The 16,229-nt window shown below is 61.0% G+C and carries 15 protein-coding genes; 3 read left to right on the plus strand and 12 right to left on the minus strand.

The genetic code is table 11. The features are described from left to right. Positions 1-313 precede the first annotated feature (313 nt). From gatB to CQ015_RS04195, 4 genes are all read right to left on the minus strand, one after another. A complete protein-coding gene (gene gatB / locus CQ015_RS04180) occupies positions 314-1,822 on the minus strand; it encodes an Asp-tRNA(Asn)/Glu-tRNA(Gln) amidotransferase subunit GatB (RefSeq protein WP_105649451.1) in 1,509 nt (502 codons plus the stop codon). Between the two features lie 9 nt (positions 1,823-1,831). Then, positions 1,832-3,370, minus strand: coding sequence for an Asp-tRNA(Asn)/Glu-tRNA(Gln) amidotransferase subunit GatA (gene gatA, locus CQ015_RS04185; RefSeq protein WP_374955676.1), 1,539 nt, complete (start codon positions 3,368-3,370; stop codon positions 1,832-1,834). A gap of 4 nt (positions 3,371-3,374) precedes the next feature. After that, positions 3,375-3,671, minus strand: a complete 297-nt coding sequence (gene gatC, locus CQ015_RS04190; RefSeq protein WP_096287501.1) for an Asp-tRNA(Asn)/Glu-tRNA(Gln) amidotransferase subunit GatC — start codon at positions 3,669-3,671, stop codon at positions 3,375-3,377. 86 nt (positions 3,672-3,757) lie between these two features. Then, positions 3,758-4,384, minus strand: coding sequence for a 1,4-alpha-glucan branching protein (locus CQ015_RS04195; RefSeq protein ID WP_105649452.1), 627 nt, complete (start codon positions 4,382-4,384; stop codon positions 3,758-3,760). A 54-nt stretch (positions 4,385-4,438) separates the two neighbouring features. Here CQ015_RS04195 and CQ015_RS04200 point away from each other — a divergent pair, with 54 nt between their 5' ends. Continuing rightward, positions 4,439-5,041, plus strand: coding sequence for a GNAT family N-acetyltransferase (locus CQ015_RS04200; RefSeq protein WP_181148482.1), 603 nt, complete (start codon positions 4,439-4,441; stop codon positions 5,039-5,041). Between the two features lie 13 nt (positions 5,042-5,054). On the opposite strand, the gene CQ015_RS04205 is transcribed toward CQ015_RS04200, so the two are convergent. Then, complete coding sequence (locus CQ015_RS04205) at positions 5,055-6,974, minus strand: penicillin-binding transpeptidase domain-containing protein (protein ID WP_105649453.1); 1,920 nt, start codon at positions 6,972-6,974, stop codon at positions 5,055-5,057. Positions 6,975-7,046: 72 nt separating this feature from the next. Beyond that, the gene (locus CQ015_RS04210; RefSeq protein ID WP_105569885.1) at positions 7,047-7,583 is read right to left on the minus strand and encodes a GNAT family N-acetyltransferase; all 537 of its coding nucleotides are present in this window, start codon (positions 7,581-7,583) and stop codon (positions 7,047-7,049) included. 566 nt (positions 7,584-8,149) lie between these two features. Between CQ015_RS04210 and CQ015_RS04215 the strand changes: the two genes are divergently transcribed. Beyond that, positions 8,150-8,956, plus strand: a complete 807-nt coding sequence (locus CQ015_RS04215) for a glucosamine-6-phosphate deaminase (protein WP_105553931.1) — start codon at positions 8,150-8,152, stop codon at positions 8,954-8,956. 26 nt (positions 8,957-8,982) lie between these two features. Here the strand turns inward: CQ015_RS04215 and CQ015_RS19515 are convergent, their stop codons facing one another. Then, the gene (locus tag CQ015_RS19515) at positions 8,983-9,441 is read right to left on the minus strand and encodes a hypothetical protein (RefSeq protein WP_181150350.1); all 459 of its coding nucleotides are present in this window, start codon (positions 9,439-9,441) and stop codon (positions 8,983-8,985) included. 289 nt (positions 9,442-9,730) lie between these two features. On the opposite strand from CQ015_RS19515, the gene CQ015_RS04225 reads away from it, so the two are divergent. Next, entirely contained in the window at positions 9,731-10,237 is a 507-nt protein-coding gene (locus CQ015_RS04225; RefSeq protein WP_146114018.1) for a hypothetical protein, read from the plus strand. 106 nt (positions 10,238-10,343) lie between these two features. On the opposite strand, the gene CQ015_RS04230 is transcribed toward CQ015_RS04225, so the two are convergent. From CQ015_RS04230 to CQ015_RS04250, 5 genes are all read right to left on the minus strand, one after another. Beyond that, complete coding sequence (locus tag CQ015_RS04230) at positions 10,344-11,141, minus strand: inositol monophosphatase family protein (RefSeq protein WP_105649455.1); 798 nt, start codon at positions 11,139-11,141, stop codon at positions 10,344-10,346. Then, entirely contained in the window at positions 11,142-13,385 is a 2,244-nt protein-coding gene (gene ligA / locus CQ015_RS04235) for an NAD-dependent DNA ligase LigA (RefSeq protein WP_105649456.1), read from the minus strand. An 87-nt stretch (positions 13,386-13,472) separates the two neighbouring features. Further along, the gene (locus CQ015_RS04240) at positions 13,473-14,402 is read right to left on the minus strand and encodes a PP2C family serine/threonine-protein phosphatase (protein WP_105553815.1); all 930 of its coding nucleotides are present in this window, start codon (positions 14,400-14,402) and stop codon (positions 13,473-13,475) included. Then, the gene (locus CQ015_RS04245; RefSeq protein ID WP_105553816.1) at positions 14,403-15,614 is read right to left on the minus strand and encodes an adenylate/guanylate cyclase domain-containing protein; all 1,212 of its coding nucleotides are present in this window, start codon (positions 15,612-15,614) and stop codon (positions 14,403-14,405) included. Next, positions 15,611-16,162, minus strand: a complete 552-nt coding sequence (locus CQ015_RS04250; RefSeq protein ID WP_105553817.1) for a hypothetical protein — start codon at positions 16,160-16,162, stop codon at positions 15,611-15,613. Before CQ015_RS04250 ends, CQ015_RS04245 begins: the two co-directional genes overlap by 4 nt. Positions 16,163-16,229 lie beyond the last annotated feature (67 nt).

Here is a 16,229-nt window from a genome sequence, read left to right on the forward strand (position 1 = left end):
CATTCCCCGGACCCCCACTCGCGCAAGAACTAAATCCCATAACCTCAATCGCGCGTCCCGCGCGTTGGCTGCATCCTGAGGCCAAATGGCTGTCGGAGCCGGCTCCGGCAACGCGGGTGCCGGCGGGTTGAATTTCGAAGCTCTCCTCCACTATCCCGCCGCTCCTGCCCACGCTATAGGATTCGCCATTCCAAAGAACGGCACCCTCTGGTGGGCGAGCATCCGCACTGAGTGGATTGCGGGAAAAACGTCGAACCCCGAATTCCTTCGGAAGGAATTCGGGGTTCGACGTTCGGGTAACGAAGGATGAGTCTTACAGACCCAGCTTCTCGATCACGATTTCGCGTACGCGGCCGGCATCTGCCTGTCCGCGGGTTGCCTTCATAACCGGTCCCATCAGGGCGCCGATGGCCTGCATCTTGCCGCCCTTGATCTTCTCGACCACGTCCGGCATGGCGGCCATGGCATCATCCACGGCCTTGCCCAACGCATCGTCGTCGTTGACCACGGCGAGGGAGCGCTTGGCAACGATCTCGGTTGGCTTGCCTTCACCGTCAACCACGTACTCGAGCACCTGGCGGGCGATCTTGTCATTGATCTTCTTCTCGGCGATCAGCGAGTTCAGCTCAACGATGGTCTCCGGGGTAACACCCAGATCCGCGATCTCCTTGTCCGCCGCCTTGGCCAGACGGGCAATCTCGCCCATCCACCACTTGCGGGCTACCGCGGCGGAAGTACCGGCGGCGATGGTCGCTTCGATCTCATCGAGCACCCCGGCGTTGACCACGTCACGGAATTCCTTATCCGCATAACCCCAGTCGGCCTTCAGCCGCTTGCGGCGATCTGCCGGCGGCTCGGGAAGACGCGAACGCAGTTCCTCAACCCATTCGGCGGTGGTCACGATCGGCACCAGATCCGGCTCCGGGAAGTAGCGGTAGTCATCGGCATCCGACTTCGGACGGCCCGAGGTGGTGCTGCGGGTGTCCTCGTGCCAGTGGCGGGTCTCCTGCACGATCTCCGCCCCGGAATCCAGCACCGCCGCGTGGCGTTCGATTTCGAAGTGCACGGCGTGCTCCACGGCGCGCAACGAGTTCACGTTCTTGGTTTCGGTACGCGTACCGAACTTGTCCGCACCCTTGAGCATCAGCGAAACGTTCGCGTCGCAGCGCACGTTGCCGCGCTCCATCTTCGCGTCCGAAACCCCGAGGTTCTTCACGATTTCGCGCACCGCAGCCACATAGGCCTTCGCCAGCTCCGGCGCCCGCTTGCCGGCGCCCTCGATGGTCTTGGTGACGATTTCAACCAGCGGCACTCCGGCACGGTTGTAGTCCACCAGCGAGTAGTCCGCGCCCTGGATGCGTCCGGAGGCACCGCCCATGTGGGTCAGCTTTCCGGCGTCTTCCTCCATGTGGGCGCGTTCGATCTCCACGCGGAAGATCTCCCCGTCCTCCAGTTCGACATCCAGCCAGCCGTCAAAGGCGATCGGATCATCGTACTGCGAGGTCTGGAAGTTCTTCGGGGTGTCCGGGTAGAAGTAGTTCTTCCGCGCGAATCCGCAACGCTCGGCGATCTGGCAGTTCAGCGCCAGGCCGATCAGGATGGAGTACTCCACGGCGGTCTTGTTGACCACCGGCAGTACGCCAGGCAGACCCAGGTCAACCGGGGTGACGTTGGTGTTCGGGTCGTCGCCGAAGGCATTCGGGGCGTCCGAGAACATCTTGGTCTTGGTGTTCAGCTCTACGTGGACCTCGAAGCCGAGCACCGGATCATATTTCTCCAGTGCCACATCAAAGTCGACGAGTTCATCGGTGTAGTTAGACATGTGCTCCCCTTAGGCCTTTGGCGCGATCGACGCGGAATCAATGGCAGGTGCCTGCGAGATCAGGGTGTGCCCCCAGCTCTTTTCCAGCAGTGCTTCCAGTGCCGCACCTGCACGATAGACGCGAGCGTCCTCGAAGGCAGGAGCCAGGAACTGGATGCCCACCGGCAGGTCCTCGGACAGCCCGCCGGGCACGGTGATGCCCGGGATGCCGGCGAGGTTTGCCGGGATGGTGGCCACGTCGTTGAGGTACATGGCCAGCGGGTCGTTGTCGTTGGCGCCCAGCTCGAAGGCGACGGTCGGAGCGGTCGGCGAAACCAGCACGTCGGCCTGCGCGAACGCGGCGTCGAAGTCGCGCTGGATCAGCGTGCGGACCTTCTGCGCCGAACCGTAGTAGGCGTCGTAGTAGCCGGCGCTCAACGCGTAGGTGCCCAGGATGATGCGGCGCTTGACTTCGTCGCCGAAACCGGCGGCACGGGTGGCTCCCATCACGCGTTCGATGGTCAGCGCGCCGTCTTCGGGAAGCACCCGGTGCCCAAAGCGGACTCCGTCGAACTTCGCCAGGTTGGAAGAGACTTCCGAGGGCATGATCAGGTAGTAGGCACCCAGTGCGTACTTCAGGTTAGGGCAGGAAACCTCGACGATTTCCGCGCCCGCGCCCTTGAGCAGGTCGAGGGACTCCTCGAAGCGTGCCTGCACGCCGGCTTGGTAGCCCTCGCCCTGCAGCTCGGTGATCACACCGATGCGCAGACCCTTGAGATCCCCGGTGGCGCCGGATTCTGCGGCGGCCACCAGGCCCTCGAGGGTTTTTGGCAGCGAGGTGGAATCCTTCGGATCGTGCCCGCCGATCAGTTCCTGCAGGTGTGCCGAGTCGAGCACGGTACGGGAGACCGGGCCGATCTGGTCCAGCGAGGAGGCCATGGCGATCGCGCCGTAGCGCGAGACCCCGCCGTAGGTCGGCTTCACGCCCACGGTGCCGGTGACGGCGCCGGGCTGGCGGATCGAACCACCGGTGTCGGTGCCCAGAGCCAGCGGCGCCTCGAAGGAGGCTACGGCCGCGGCCGAGCCGCCGCCGGAACCGCCGGGAATACGATCCAGGTTCCACGGGTTGCGCGTCACCCCGTAGGCGGAGTGCTCGGTGGAGGAGCCCATGGCGAACTCGTCCAGGTTGGTCTTGCCCAGCATCGGAAGCTTCGCTGCGCGGATCTTCTCGATGACGGTGGCGTCATAGGGGCTCATCCATCCTTCGAGCATCTTCGATGCCGCGGTGGTCGGCTGGCCCTTGGTGACGATCAGGTCCTTGATGGCGATAGGCACGCCGGCCAGTGGGTGCAGCGCTTCGGCTTCGGCTCCGCCGGCGGCGCGGATCGCGTCCACCTCGGCGGCGACGGCGAGCGCTTCCTCGGCGTTCACATGCAGGAAGGCGTTCAGTGCACCATCAACTTCGGCGATGCGATCCAGGTGAGCCTGGACGGCGACTACGGAAGTCACATCGCCAGCGCGCAGCTTTGCTGCCAGCTCGGTGGCGGAAAGACGAATCAGATCTGACACTAGGTTATTCACCATCCAGAATTGCCGGGACCTTGAAGCGGTTCGAGTCCGAGTCAGGCGCGTTGAGCAGAACTTCATCGATGCTCAGCGTCTGCCCCACCACGTCTTCACGCAATACGTTGGTCAACGGGATTGGGTGGCTGGTGGCTGGGATATCGGAGGAGGCGACTTCGCTGACGGATGCGATGGCATCGACGATCACGCCGAGCTCACCGGTCATCTTGTCCAGCTCTGCGCCGCTCATCTCGATGTGGGCCAATCGTGACAAGTGCACGAGGTCCTCACGGCTGATGGCAGACATATATCTCCCTAAAGTGGGCGGATGGGTTTCACAGACAAGTCTATCCCTTGCCCGCCCTCAACTAGGTCGCAAAAGTCCTTCGGAGGTTATGCTGTGCGCAATACCAAACCGCTCAGCTCCTGGCCGAGCGCATTCTCCCAGAAGCCGATGACTCCCGGGGCGCTGGCCTTGCCGGCCACCGGCTTGCGGATAATGACGGCGCGCTTCCCGCTGGTCTCGCCGGTGAGCGTGATCCGTGCATCGTCGGTAAATGATTCGGTGTGGTGCTGCGGGATGGATTTGCCCGCGAGCAGTCCGCGCGCCTGGTCGTTGAAGACCGGGTCCCCGGCCGCGTCATAGACATAGCGCGGCCCCAGGATGGCGTGCTCGCCGATGCCTATCAGGTACGGCTCGCCGCCTTCGAGGGGTGCTTCTCGATAGCTCAAGGGCACATGGTAAATCACCTCGGAGGTGTCGGCATGATCCGCATAAATGCGCAGCTCCACCCCGACCTTCCCCTGGGGGTCTTCGAGCCGGAATCCGCCGATATGTTCAAGTTTCGGGACGCCCTGACCAGAATAGAAGTCCTGCTTGACCAGCCAAGCGGACACCAACTCATTTTTGGTTGGCGACATTGAGGTGTTGTAGACGATGCCCATGGGCTCAGTCTGCCAAGTCAGCGACGTGCGCACAAGAGCTTGACCCTCGTGTTGCCCGCGGCTCTCAAGGCGCATGTTAATTTTCCTGCAGAGCCCGTGCCGCCAGAGGATATCGATAGCATGGGATCCATGACAACCGATGCTCAGTGGAACCAGGCCAGCCAAGCCCAAAGTTACGGCGCAGCCCTGTTACAGGATGAACGGGTGTGCCTGCGCGAGGTGGAGCCAGAAGACTTGGCCCAGCTGGCGGCGTGGTGGAATGACCCGCAGTGGGCGGTGCTCCAACAGAGGATCGCCAAGCCCAGGCCATCGCAGCGGGTAATGGATATGTTGGCCGTGTGGAGCGAGAACAAGCCGAACAGCGGGGACGCCGGATTCAGCATCTTCGAAAAGCCGCAGGGCAACCTCATTGGGCATGCCACGCTCGCCGGTGGCGCGCTGCCGCACCGCGCAGCGGAATTTGCCATCATGCTTGGCGGGGAGCACGTGGACCGTGGCTACGGCACCCGTGCGGTCCGGCTGATGACCGGTTACGGCTTCAACGAGATGGGGCTGAACCGCATTGGCTTAAAGGTCGCGGCGTTCAACACCCGTGCGCTGCGGGCCTATGAAAAAGCCGGCTTCAGCCTCGAAGGCCGCGAACGAGAGGTGTATTTCCACCAAGGCAAGTTTCATGACCAGCTCATCATGGGCCTCCTTGCCCGCGATTACTTCGCCACCGCGCGCCCCTGAACCCCGGGCGGGCTTACTTGCCGGCGCCGGTGAGGAAATCGGCGACCAGCGGACCGGCGGTCTGCGCTCCCCCGTCTCCGTCTTCGACGAAGGCCGCCACCGCGAGGTCGCCCTGGGCGGCGATCACCCAGGCGTGCGCGTTGCGTTCCGCATCGTATTCCGCGGTGCCGCTCTTGCCAATGATCTTTGCTCCCGGCACCGACTTCAGGTCGCTCAGCGTGCCATGGTCCACGACCCCAGCCATCATTTCCTGCAGCTGTCCGGCTTCGGATTCGGTCAATTCGGTCTTCGCCTGCGCAGGTTCCTTCGGCTCGGGGTCCAGCACCAGCCGTGGTTGCACGGTGCTGCCCTGGGCGATTGATGCCATGACTGTGGCCATGCCCAGCGGGGAAGCTTCGACCACACCCTGTCCGATCATGTTGGCAGCCAGTTCGGTTCCTTCCGAGGCATCGGGAACGGAGCCGATAAATGCTTCGGCTCCGGTGCCATCCTCGGCGACAAGCCCCAGCGAGCTGGCGGCCGAGGCTACGGATTCAGCACCTAGTTCGCTGCCTGCATTGACGAATACCGTATTGCAGGATTCGGCAATGGCCTCGGCCAGCGGAATCGTGCCCTCGGCACCCGAGGGGTAGCCGTCATAGTTCTTGAAGCTCTTGCCATCTACCTCGGTGCTCGCCGGGCATTGCACCTGGCTCTGCGGGGTTTCGCCCTCGCGGAGCATCGCTAAGGCGCTGATGACTTTGAAGACGGATCCTGGAGCGTACCGCCCCTTCAGCGCGGTATTCAGCCCATTGGACTCTGGCCCGGAAGCCGCCGCCAGCACCTGGCCATCGGATGGCCGGATCGCCACGATGGATGAAGCAGAATCGGATTCGGAAACCAGGGACTCTGCGACGGTCTGCAGCTTTTCATTCAGCGAAAGCTGGAGATCCTCGCCAGCCACCGGCTCGGTGCCCAGCAGTTCGGCCATCGGTTCGTGCTCCGCGTTGTACCGCGAAACCGTTACCCCGGCGGTGCCCGCCAGGGACTCGTTATAGGTGGCTTGCAGGCCGGAAAGACCAACTTGGTCACCTGCCTGTATCTTCCCTTCGGACTTTTCAATGATTTCGGCGGTCGCCTGGCCGACGCTTCCAAGGATCGGGCGGGCGAAGGCTCGTGTGGGCGCCAACGGCATCTCATCGGGTTGCCCGAGGGCTCCGGGAATCTCTGCAATCTGTTCGTCGGTCACTTCGCGGTCCGCATCATCGCGCAATACGATTGCCTGGACCCACGCCTTGGCACCGGTTTTTTCCACACGGTTCGCGAAGGAATCTTCGTCAATGCCCACGAGTTTTGCCAGGTTGCGTGAGGAGGCTTCCCACTCGCCGGATTCTGCTCGGGTCTTATCGATCCCCACGCGCACCACCGGACGGTTCTTCACCAGCGCGTTGCCGTTGCCGTTGCCGCCAAGGATCTGCCCGCGTGCGGCTTCGCTGAAGCGCGCATCGAGGTATTGGCCGGCTTCCAGTTCTGGTGCGAGAATCTTCGGATCAAAGCGCAGCTTCCACTGCTCGGACTCTTCATCAAATTCCATGACCGCTTGGGTGTCATAGGTCAGATCGGTATCGCTGGAGTCAACGTCCCAGGTGGTTTGCAGCGTCGCGGTGGCGGTCTTCACCCCATCTTGGGACTCTTCGTCTTCGGCGGCACCGAGCACCGTGTGGCTGCGTTTGATGTCCCCCATCGGGCCATACGCGGTTTCCAGGCTCTTCGCCGCCGCACTGGCGTCGCTTCCGGCCAGTGGCACCGCGGAGAAGTCGCCGGAGCCAAGCGCGGCGGCAAGCGCCTCGGCCGCGGGCTTCGGATCCGGTGTCGCCGCGCTGCAGGCGGTAAAAGAGCCAGCAACGAGGGCTGCAATGGACAGGGCGACTGCACTTCGGGGGAAACGACGCATGGCGCCAGTCTATGCAAATGCGAGAGCGCCAAGCCAGAAAGGCTCGCCACAAGTCAGCATTAGGCACATTCTTTAGCTTTCCAGCACTAGCGCATACACCACGAGGCGAATGTCGGTATCCGGAACCACCCAGTCTCGTTCCGGGCGGTGGGTGAAGCCTAGGGATTCATACAGCCGCCGGGCCGCACTCCAGTGGCCACCGGTGGTCAGAGACACGGCGTGCACCCCCGGTAGCTGGCGGGCATGCTCGATCGCCGCCAGCACCATGGCTCGTCCGGCGCCAGCGCGTTGCACGGTTGGATCCACGCTGAGCATCCTGATTTCGAGTTCACCTTCGAGGGCAACGTCAGCGTATTCGTTGCCCGCTTGGATCAGGGTCATCGAGGCAATGATCCGGCCGTCTTTGCGTGCCACGAAAATATCGCAGTGGGCACCGCGCTGGGCAACCTGGCGAACAAAGTGCAGGTACTCATGCTGCGGATCGTCAAAATGCCCGGCCTGCAGGTACGCATCAACGGTGAGGTCGCCGATGCGCTCGTAATCGGCTGCGCTGGCCAATTCGATGCGCAACTGGCCCTTGGCTGCTTTGCAATCATCAACTTCAGACATGGTGCCTCTAGTTTGCCATTGATATCCGGCTCGCGGTGCTGCGGCAGGGCACTTCGCCGACTATTGGGCCTGCACCGCTCGGCCGCCCGGCAATAAACGAATCGTGAAGAGTTCGCTCTGCAGCGTGAGGCCGTACCGATGCTTCTGATCGTAAATGACGAGTCATATGCCGGTTGAAGTCGACAAGGTAATTCTCCCAAGCCGGCACGGGAAACAAGCCGATTTTCGAAGCAACAATAGTTAGTTCAGCTGCCATCTCGGGCCGGCAACCAGTAAACTTACTAGCGTTGCCGCAGTTCACGCGGCAATCCTCGATATTCACACTGTGGTGAACGCCCAGCCCGAGGACTCGGCCGAGCAATCCATTCGGCGCCCAATCAGTTGTTTTTAGGATGATTTTCGGCCACGGCCGGCATTTTGGACTCCGCTCAAGGAATCGGCCACTTACTTATTGATTTTTGTGCTGCAAAGGGCATCGTGATGGTTCACATCCAACGATTAGGCCTACGGCTCGCGGCCTGCCCAACTAGAAGTATTTTCCACTAACAGATCGGAGAGTGAACGACTTGCGCGTTCTCATTGGTTCTTCCGCGGAGCATGTTGCCCGTATCGCCGCAGATAACGTCCTCGCTGGACTAGCTCACCACGGCAAAGGGAAAGACCCCGTGCTCGGTGTTGCCACTGGCTCTTCGCCGCTTGGTTTGTATCGCGAGCTCAGTGCGGCAGTAGCCGAGGGACGCGCAGATTTTTCCAAGGCCCAGGGCTTCGCGCTGGACGAATACATCGGCATTCCGGACACTCATGAACTGTCCTACCGCCAGACACTCATCGCCGAGGTTTGCAACACCTTCGGCATGCCGGTCAGCGGGCTGCACACGCCTCAGGGTATGGCCGATTCCTTAGAGGAAATCGAAGCCAACGCACGCGCCTATGACCAATCGATCAAGGATTCCGGCGGCGTCCAGGTTCAGATCCTTGGAATCGGCAGCAACGGCCATATCGGCTTCAATGAACCAGGCAGCGCCTTGCGTAGCCGGACCCGGATCAAGCGTTTGGCTGCGCAGACTCGAATCGACAATGCACGGTTCTTCGACGGAATCGAGCATGTTCCAACCCATTGCGTCACCCAGGGTCTTGGCACGGTGCTGGAGGCCGGGCGGCTGGTGCTGCTGGCTACCGGTGAGTCGAAAGCAGAGGCGATCGCGTTGGCGGTGGAAGGACCGTTGTCGGCTTCGTGCCCCGGGTCCGTACTGCAGCTGCATCAGGATGCTGTGGTGGTGCTCGACGAGGCAGCCGCGGCGGGCTTGAAGAAGCGTGCCTACTATGACGATGCAGCCGAGGGAATCAGCTTGGAAAATCTCCGAGTGCACTAAGCCGGTTCAACACAGCCCTGCGAAACCTAGCTGCAATACTGGGGCGTATGGCTGTCTACTTCGAATGTGTCACTCGCACTCCAATGGATCGAACCGAACTTTTTGACCGTTCGAGGAGCATCGATTTGCACCGCGGTTCCATGGCTAACACCCAAGAACAAGCCATAGCCGGGGTGAGAAGTGGACTCATCTCGCTCGGCGAACAAGTTACCTGGAAGGCTCGACATTTCGGGCTCCCGTTTAGCCTCACGACGAAAATCACCGAGATGAAATCCGCAGAAATGTTCGTCGATGAACAGCTCCGCGGACCGTTTAAGTCTTTCCATCACGTCCACGAGTTCCATGAACTCCACGGAGAGACGCTGATGGTTGACCGGATACGTTTCGCCGCACCTTTCGGTCCCCTGGGATGGCTGGCCGAAAGATTGGTCCTGGGTTGGTACCTGCCCCGGCTTATCCGGCAGCGCAATGATTTTCTCCTGCATGGATAGTTCTCAGCTGGCGCGGATCCTCAATGGATGGTTAATTCGCAGCCACTAGTCCGTTGGAAATTGACGCACTGCCGGTCCGGGCAGACTTTAAGTCCACTACTCGTTAAGCTTAAAGTGGTCTGAAAAGACCGAACAACTGCAGCCGTTTTGCCTGACGCACTGATCAAGGATCTTCCCTATCACCACACAAACTCAACCCCCAGCGACCAGCCATTCGCTGGCGGGCAAAATTGCGCTCGTAGTCTCGCATGTCCTCTCGCCTGTCCTGCTGGTCGGTTTGCTGTTGATCGGTACGCCCTTGCGGCACAACGGGATCTCCTGGGTTGAGGCGGTAGCCGCCACGACGTTCACCATAATTATTCCTTGGCTATTTTTGGTGCTAGCGAAGTTCCGCGGCGGCGTGAGCGATCTGCACGTCACCCAACGCAGCCAACGCCATAAGATCTTTGCCCTGACTGCGGTGTCGATCCTCTGTGGACTGGCCTTGCTCGGCTGGCTCGGGGCAAGCGCCACAATGTTTGTCGAGGTGCTGTCCATCTTGGCGGGGCTACTCACGGTGGCTTTGATCAACTTATGGTGGAAAGTCTCGGTACATCTAGCCGTGGGCTGCTACGTGGTACTTCACGTCTCCGCAGGAGATGCCTTCCTCGCCCCGGCAATAATGTTCATTGCTTTGCTATCCTGGTCGCGCATCCGTAGCAGCCAGCACACCGCCTCCCAGGTGTGTGGTGGAGTCATGGTCGGCGTATTGATCAGTTATTTCAGTAGCCAGCTAGCTCTGCTCGGATAATAGTCCGCAAAACACTTCTGGCTCGGTCCGCCATCCATTTTGTGGGCGGCGGACCGAGCCAGGTTGAGCTTGGGTGGTCGAGAGCATTGCGTTGCAAGGCGATGCGCTAGGGGTTGACCAGCTTCTCGGTATCTACAAGTCCGGCGTACTGCCATCCCGGATATCCCACGGGACGACCCACCGGGGTGCCCGTTTCCTCGGCAATCAAAGCGCCGGCCGCCCAATCGTATTCCTGAGTGCCAAATTCGGCGTACGCGTCGAGTGAGCCTTCGGCGACCAAACACAGATCCAGTGCTGCCGAGCCGATTCGACGGATATTCACAAAATCAGGCAGAAGCTCCTCCAAGACCCCGAGTTGGAAGCCGCGGCGTTGCGCGTCATAGCCGAAACCGGTGCCCAACAACTTGGCGTCGGATTCAACCGGCCCGGCGAGCTTGGTGATCTTCTTGGTACGCAAATCATGCTTCCAAGCTCCCAGTCCACGGCCGGCGAAGTATTCGACTTGCAAGGCCGGGGCGACAATGGCCGCCGCCAACCACAAATCGGTTCCGTCCTCCTGCTTCTGGCACACGCCCACCGATGAGCAGTAGTAGGCGATGTTGCGAACAAAGTTCGTGGTGCCATCGAGCGGGTCGATGCTCCAGCGGTAGCCGCTGGGATTGCTCGGCTTCCGACTCGGATACTCTTCGCCGGTCAGTTCGTCATTAGGTCGAGTGGTGATGATCGTGGCACGAATGGCTTCCTCGGCGGCCCGGTCAAAGTCGGTGACCCAGTCTCCCGCCGCAGATTTCTCGTCAACGTTGAACTTTTCCACGTCACGCTTGGAGAGCACCTCGGCGCCGGCCGCCGCGGCGCGGCGTGCTACGAGCACCAGCGGGTCGTGTGCGGCCTTGTTGTTTTCCACTTAGACTCCTTGATTTGCTGTCAATGCAACTTCGCGTGCCGCGTCGGGGCCCTGCTCAAGCAGTACTACAAACCCTGCTTCGTCCAATACCGGCACCCCGAGCGACTGCGCCTTATCCAGCTTTGACCCGGCGGCTTCGCCGGCTACGAGGAAGTCGGTCTTTTTGGACACGCTTCCGGTGGCCTTGCCGCCGCGGATGATAATGCCTTCCTTAGCGGTGTCCCGGGAGAAATTCTCCAGAGTACCGGTGACCACAATGGCCAGGCCTTCTAGGTGCTTGATGACGTTTTCATCTTGTTCGTCATGCATCTTCACCCCGGCGGCCTGCCAACTGGCGACGATGTCACGGTGCCAGTCAACCTTGAACCAGTCCACCAGCGCCTCGGCGATAATCGAACCCACCGAGTCAATCTGGCTCAGTTCCTCCACCGCGTTAGCTGAATCGAGGGCCGCTAGCACCGCGTCCATGGATCCATAGCGGGTAGCGATCGCACGCGAAGCATTGGGACCCACATGACGGATCGACAAAGCGACCAGTACGCGCCAGAGCGGGTTGCTCTTGGCTTTTTCCAGCTCGTCAAAGAGCTTCTCGGTGCCTTTGGTGGCAACCGACGGCTTTTTGGCGGTGGGCTTGGTGAAGAAGTACGGCACCAGTTCAAATTCCCCGGTGCCTTCTCCCTTGGCGCGCTTCTCCCGCCATACCTTGACCTCGGAAAGCTGTTCAAGCTTGTCCTTCAGGTCAAAAAGCTCGGCCTCATTGCGCAGCGGGCCGGGGCCCGCCGGGAGGATGACACCGCCCTGGGTGGCTGGGTCTTCTCCGGGGCCGCTGGTCAAGGCCGCGGCTGCCTCGTAGCCCAGTGCCTCGATGTCCAGGGCGCTGCGCCCGCCTAGGTAGGCAACGCGTTCGGTGAGCTGAGCCGGGCACGATTCGGCGTTGAGGCAACGGATATCCACGTCGCCTTCCTTGGCCGGAGCCAGCGGCTGGCCACAGGATGGGCATTCGGTGGGCATCACGAAGTCCCGCAAGCCCTCGTTGCCTTCGCGCAAGGCGAGGACCGGGCCGACGATCTCCGGGATCACGTCTCCGGCTTTGCGCAAGATGACCGTGTCACCGATCTGCACATTTTTTGCCTTGACCACTTCCTGGTTATGCAAGGTTGCCCGGGCAACAGTGGATCCGGCCACGAGTACCGGTTCCATGACGCCGAAGGGGGTCACCCGTCCGGTGCGTCCTACCTGCACCTGGATGTCGAGCAGTTTGGTGTGGACCTCCTCGGGCGGGTATTTATAGGCCACAGCCCAGCGTGGGACGCGGGAGGTATAACCGAGCTGTTCCTGGGTGGCCAGGTCATCGACCTTGATGACAATGCCGTCGATATCGTGGATCAGCTCATGGCGCTTTTCGCCATTCTCGGCGATGTAGTCCGTAACCTCGGCACGCGAGGTAACAACGCGGCCATAAGGCGAGACCGGAAGGCCCCAACCGCGCATCAGTTCATAGGCCTCGGACTGATGGGTCATCGAGAAGTCCCGACTGCGTCCGAGCCCATGCACAAACATCCGCAACGGACGCTTGGCGGTCTGCTGCGGGTCTTTTTGCCGAAGCGAGCCCGCGGCGGCATTGCGTGGATTCGCCAACGGTGCTTTTCCTTCGGCGATCAGCATCTCGTTGTAGGCGTTGAAGTCCTTGGTGGCAATGTAAACCTCACCGCGCACCTCGAATTCTTGCGGGTAGCCGGACCCGGAGAGTTCTTGCGGGATATCGGAGATGGTCAGCGCGTTGTGCGTGACGTCTTCCCCGGTGGTTCCATCCCCGCGGGTCACCGCGCGCACGAGCTTGCCGTCCCGATAGGTCAGGTTCAGCGCCAATCCATCTATTTTGACTTCGCACAGCCAGCTAAGCGGAGATTCAGGACGTAGCTTCGTGGCATTCGCTTGGGCTCGTTCGAGCCAGACATCCAGCTCTTCAAGCGTGAAAACATCTTCCAGCGAGTACATGCGGCTTGCATGCTTGACCGGCGCAAAGGCGCTGCTGACTTCGCCGCCCACCTCAAGTGTGGGTGAATCCTGCCCCATGAGTATTGGGTATTGGCTCTCCACCAGCTGCAGTTCGTGGAATAGCGCGTCGTAGTCCGCGTCGGGGACCAGCGGAGCGTCCTGCTGGTAGTAAGCCTCGCGATGTGCGCGTATCTGTTCCACCAGAGTCTCATAGCGTTCCCGAACGCTATCCGGTGGGGTCATCATTGAGTCTGCTGGTGTTACTGGATTTTCACTCACGTATCCAATTGTGCCCCACCCGGCCGACGCTTTGGCTTCTAGCGCGCCCGGTAATTAGGAACCGGTGTCAGGCAACACATCGATGACTACCACCGCGATGTTGTCACGCCCCCCGGCCTCCAATGCCGCTTGGGTCAGAACCTGGGTAGCCTCTTGGCGGTCGGGGTGGTTGATCAGGAGTTCTTGGATATTCATCTCCGTCAGCTCCCCGCTCAGCCCATCGCTGCACAACAGGTAGCGGTCGCCGATGCGTGGCTGGAGCACCGTGAGATCGGGCTGGCTGTCGGCACCGGCACCCAGCGCCCGGGTGATGAGATTCCGATGCGGATGGCTGCGAGCCTCGGCTTCGGTGATCTGTCCGGCATCAACCATTTCCTGTACGGCCGAATGATCCCGGGTGAGCTGGCGCAGTTCCTGCCCGCGCAAACGATACCCTCGCGAGTCTCCGACATTCACCAATAGCAGGCTCGTATATTCGCCGGTGCTCTGGGTTTCCGCACTGACCTTCTCGGTCCGGGCGCGGTGTTCGGCCAGCATCTCGGGGGTAATCTTGCTGAGCACATCGGTGTTCTGGCTCATCTTAAAACTGCCGGTCCACGGGGGAACCACCATTGGCTGGCTGATCTGGTCTTGCCCCGGGCCGGCGCTGCGGACCAGCGCCAAGGCGCAGAGGGTCGTGCCGCCACGGGACTCCAGGGCATCACGAATGCGGTCATCGATCAGTTGGATCTGGCGTTGGATCTGCTCCACGGTGGGCAGACGCGGCACCACGGTCTTGAAGCTGAAGGTATTGAGCTCTTCGAGGGTCTCCACCGCCAGCTGGCTTGCGACCTCGCCGGCCTCGTGCCCGCCCATGCCGTCGGCTACCGCCTGGATCACGTCGGTGATCAGGATACGGTCCTGATTGTCTTGACGCTTCAGACCCACGTGGGTCTGTCCGCTCACCGCAAGGCGGAAGCTTTCTGAGTGCTGTTCGGTTTCCATTTAGTCCAGCACCAGCCTGCCACCCTCGCCAGCGGAGAGTTCATAGGGTTGAATATCACCAAAACCACGCACCGAGGTCACCTCTTGCGCGGTCAGGATGAATCGGGCGTCTTGTTTCAAGGTATTGGCGGTCACCGCATCGGTCAGCACCATCCCAGGCTCGGCAAGGGAAGTCAGACGAGCGGCGAGGTTCACCGTCGGGCCGTAGATGTCGCCCAGGCGGGAAAGCAATCGCCCCCACACCACGGCCACACGAGTGCGTGGCAAGAGCTCATCCGCTTCGAACTCACGGGAAAGGGCCAAGGAGATCTGGGCACCTGCCTGCGGGGTTTCGGCAACGTATAGGACTTCGTCGCCAATGGTTTTCACCAAGCGACCGCCGCCGACCGAAATTATTTCGGCGCTCTTGGACTCAAAGCGCTGGACCATTTGCGCCAAGGTGCGCTCATTCATCCGGCGCGAGAGTGAGGTGTAGGAAACCAAATCGGCGAAACCTACCGCGCGGGCAAGCGGCAACGGCGTGTCATCGCTATCGCTGGAGTCCTGATTGTAGGCAGCCACCCCGGCCTCGGCGCGCAGCGCCAGCCGGTGGATGCCGGCATTGAGCTGGCGGCGCCAGGAATAAACCAGCAGTTCTTCCAGAGGGCCGATAAGTTCGGGCAGGCTCTCGAGTAGTTGGCGGCGGGCTTGCCGGTCGCTCATATTCTGGTTGGCAACCATGTCCTCGACGATCGCCTCGACCTGCCATACGACCATCCGATCGGTCATCTGGCCGACCGAGCGCATCAGCGAGATCGCCGTTTCGTCGGTGAGCTTGCCCTCGCGGACCAGGTCGACCATGGTCTTCAGGGCTTCGGTGTCGCGTCCGCTGAAGAAGACCTCATCGTCGCCGAGCTCGGGAAAGCCCATGGCGCGCCAAAGTTTGCGCGCCGAAAGTAGCGAGACCCCCGCATCGGCGGCGACTTCTCGCCGCTTGAATTCGCGCTGTCCACCGATCAGCCGTTTTTCCAATTCGGCCATGTGGTCCTTGACCGCGTCGGAAGCATGGTCAGGTACCTGCAGGGGGCTCTCCATTGCCTGTGCAAGTTCCGCAATCGGGTCTAGCTCCGCCGGGATCTCATGGTTTGCCGTGTGCCCGCGTGCCTCGCGTACGGCTTCGGAGGCCGCCAAGGGGGTATCTGGGCGTGATGGATTGGAGTTGTCGGTGCTCATTGTCCAATGCCCTCACTGTTCGATGCATCTACCTGGGAGTTCGATGACTGCTGATTATGCAAGTTGCTCATCATTTCGATAGCCAACGTGCGGAAATAAGATACTGCGGGCACATGCATAATACGCACATGTCCATGGCTTAAGACAACGTCCAAGGCCCCTGGTTTCGTGATCGCAGCTTGTTGTTTGGTGTGCGCAATTACGTCGCGCACGGAATAAAGTCCGACAGATTCAAGGTCCGCGCGCCCAAAAGAGGTCCGGAACAAGATTCTCTCGGTGGTCAAGATGATGCAGCTGCGAAGCCAACGCACCCACGGTGTCACGCACCAAATCAGCACCAGAATGAACCAGAGCACCAGGCTGAGAACCATCCATAGATCGGATTCGCTCGCGAGCCAGTCCGAGAGGTCATGGCGTGAAAGGTAGCCCAGCAAGAACGCGCACCCGGCGGTGAGGAATAAAAAGACGGCAAAAGGTTGGCGTAACACTCGGGAATGTTCTCGGGTCTTGATGACCACGCGCTCCCTGTCATGTAACGGCACCTTCATCGTCTAGTTCCTCGCCCCTCCTACCGTAGGTTCTTCTGTACAGTCTTCTCCACTAATACTAGTCCGC

It is taken from the genome of Arthrobacter sp. MYb221 (assembly GCF_002979835.1).
Classification (GTDB): domain Bacteria; phylum Actinomycetota; class Actinomycetes; order Actinomycetales; family Micrococcaceae; genus Glutamicibacter.

Bases quoted from the DNA above. Each gene is read 5' to 3' on its own strand.
- CQ015_RS19515 (WP_181150350.1), bottom strand. From the start codon at position 9,441: ATGCAGGAGAAAATCATTGCGCTGCCGGATAAGCCGGGGCAGGTACCA.
- gatC (WP_096287501.1), bottom strand. From the start codon at position 3,671: ATGTCTGCCATCAGCCGTGAGGACCTCGTGCACTTGTCACGATTGGCC.
- CQ015_RS04250 (WP_105553817.1), bottom strand. From the start codon at position 16,162: ATGAAGGTGCCGTTACATGACAGGGAGCGCGTGGTCATCAAGACCCGA.
- CQ015_RS04245 (WP_105553816.1), bottom strand. From the start codon at position 15,614: ATGAGCACCGACAACTCCAATCCATCACGCCCAGATACCCCCTTGGCG.
- CQ015_RS04240 (WP_105553815.1), bottom strand. From the start codon at position 14,402: ATGGAAACCGAACAGCACTCAGAAAGCTTCCGCCTTGCGGTGAGCGGA.
- gatB (WP_105649451.1), bottom strand. From the start codon at position 1,822: ATGTCTAACTACACCGATGAACTCGTCGACTTTGATGTGGCACTGGAG.
- CQ015_RS04210 (WP_105569885.1), bottom strand. From the start codon at position 7,583: ATGTCTGAAGTTGATGATTGCAAAGCAGCCAAGGGCCAGTTGCGCATC.
- ligA (WP_105649456.1), bottom strand. From the start codon at position 13,385: ATGATGACCCCACCGGATAGCGTTCGGGAACGCTATGAGACTCTGGTG.
- CQ015_RS04205 (WP_105649453.1), bottom strand. From the start codon at position 6,974: ATGCGTCGTTTCCCCCGAAGTGCAGTCGCCCTGTCCATTGCAGCCCTC.
- CQ015_RS04200 (WP_181148482.1), top strand. From the start codon at position 4,439: ATGACAACCGATGCTCAGTGGAACCAGGCCAGCCAAGCCCAAAGTTAC.
- CQ015_RS04195 (WP_105649452.1), bottom strand. From the start codon at position 4,384: ATGCGCCTTGAGAGCCGCGGGCAACACGAGGGTCAAGCTCTTGTGCGC.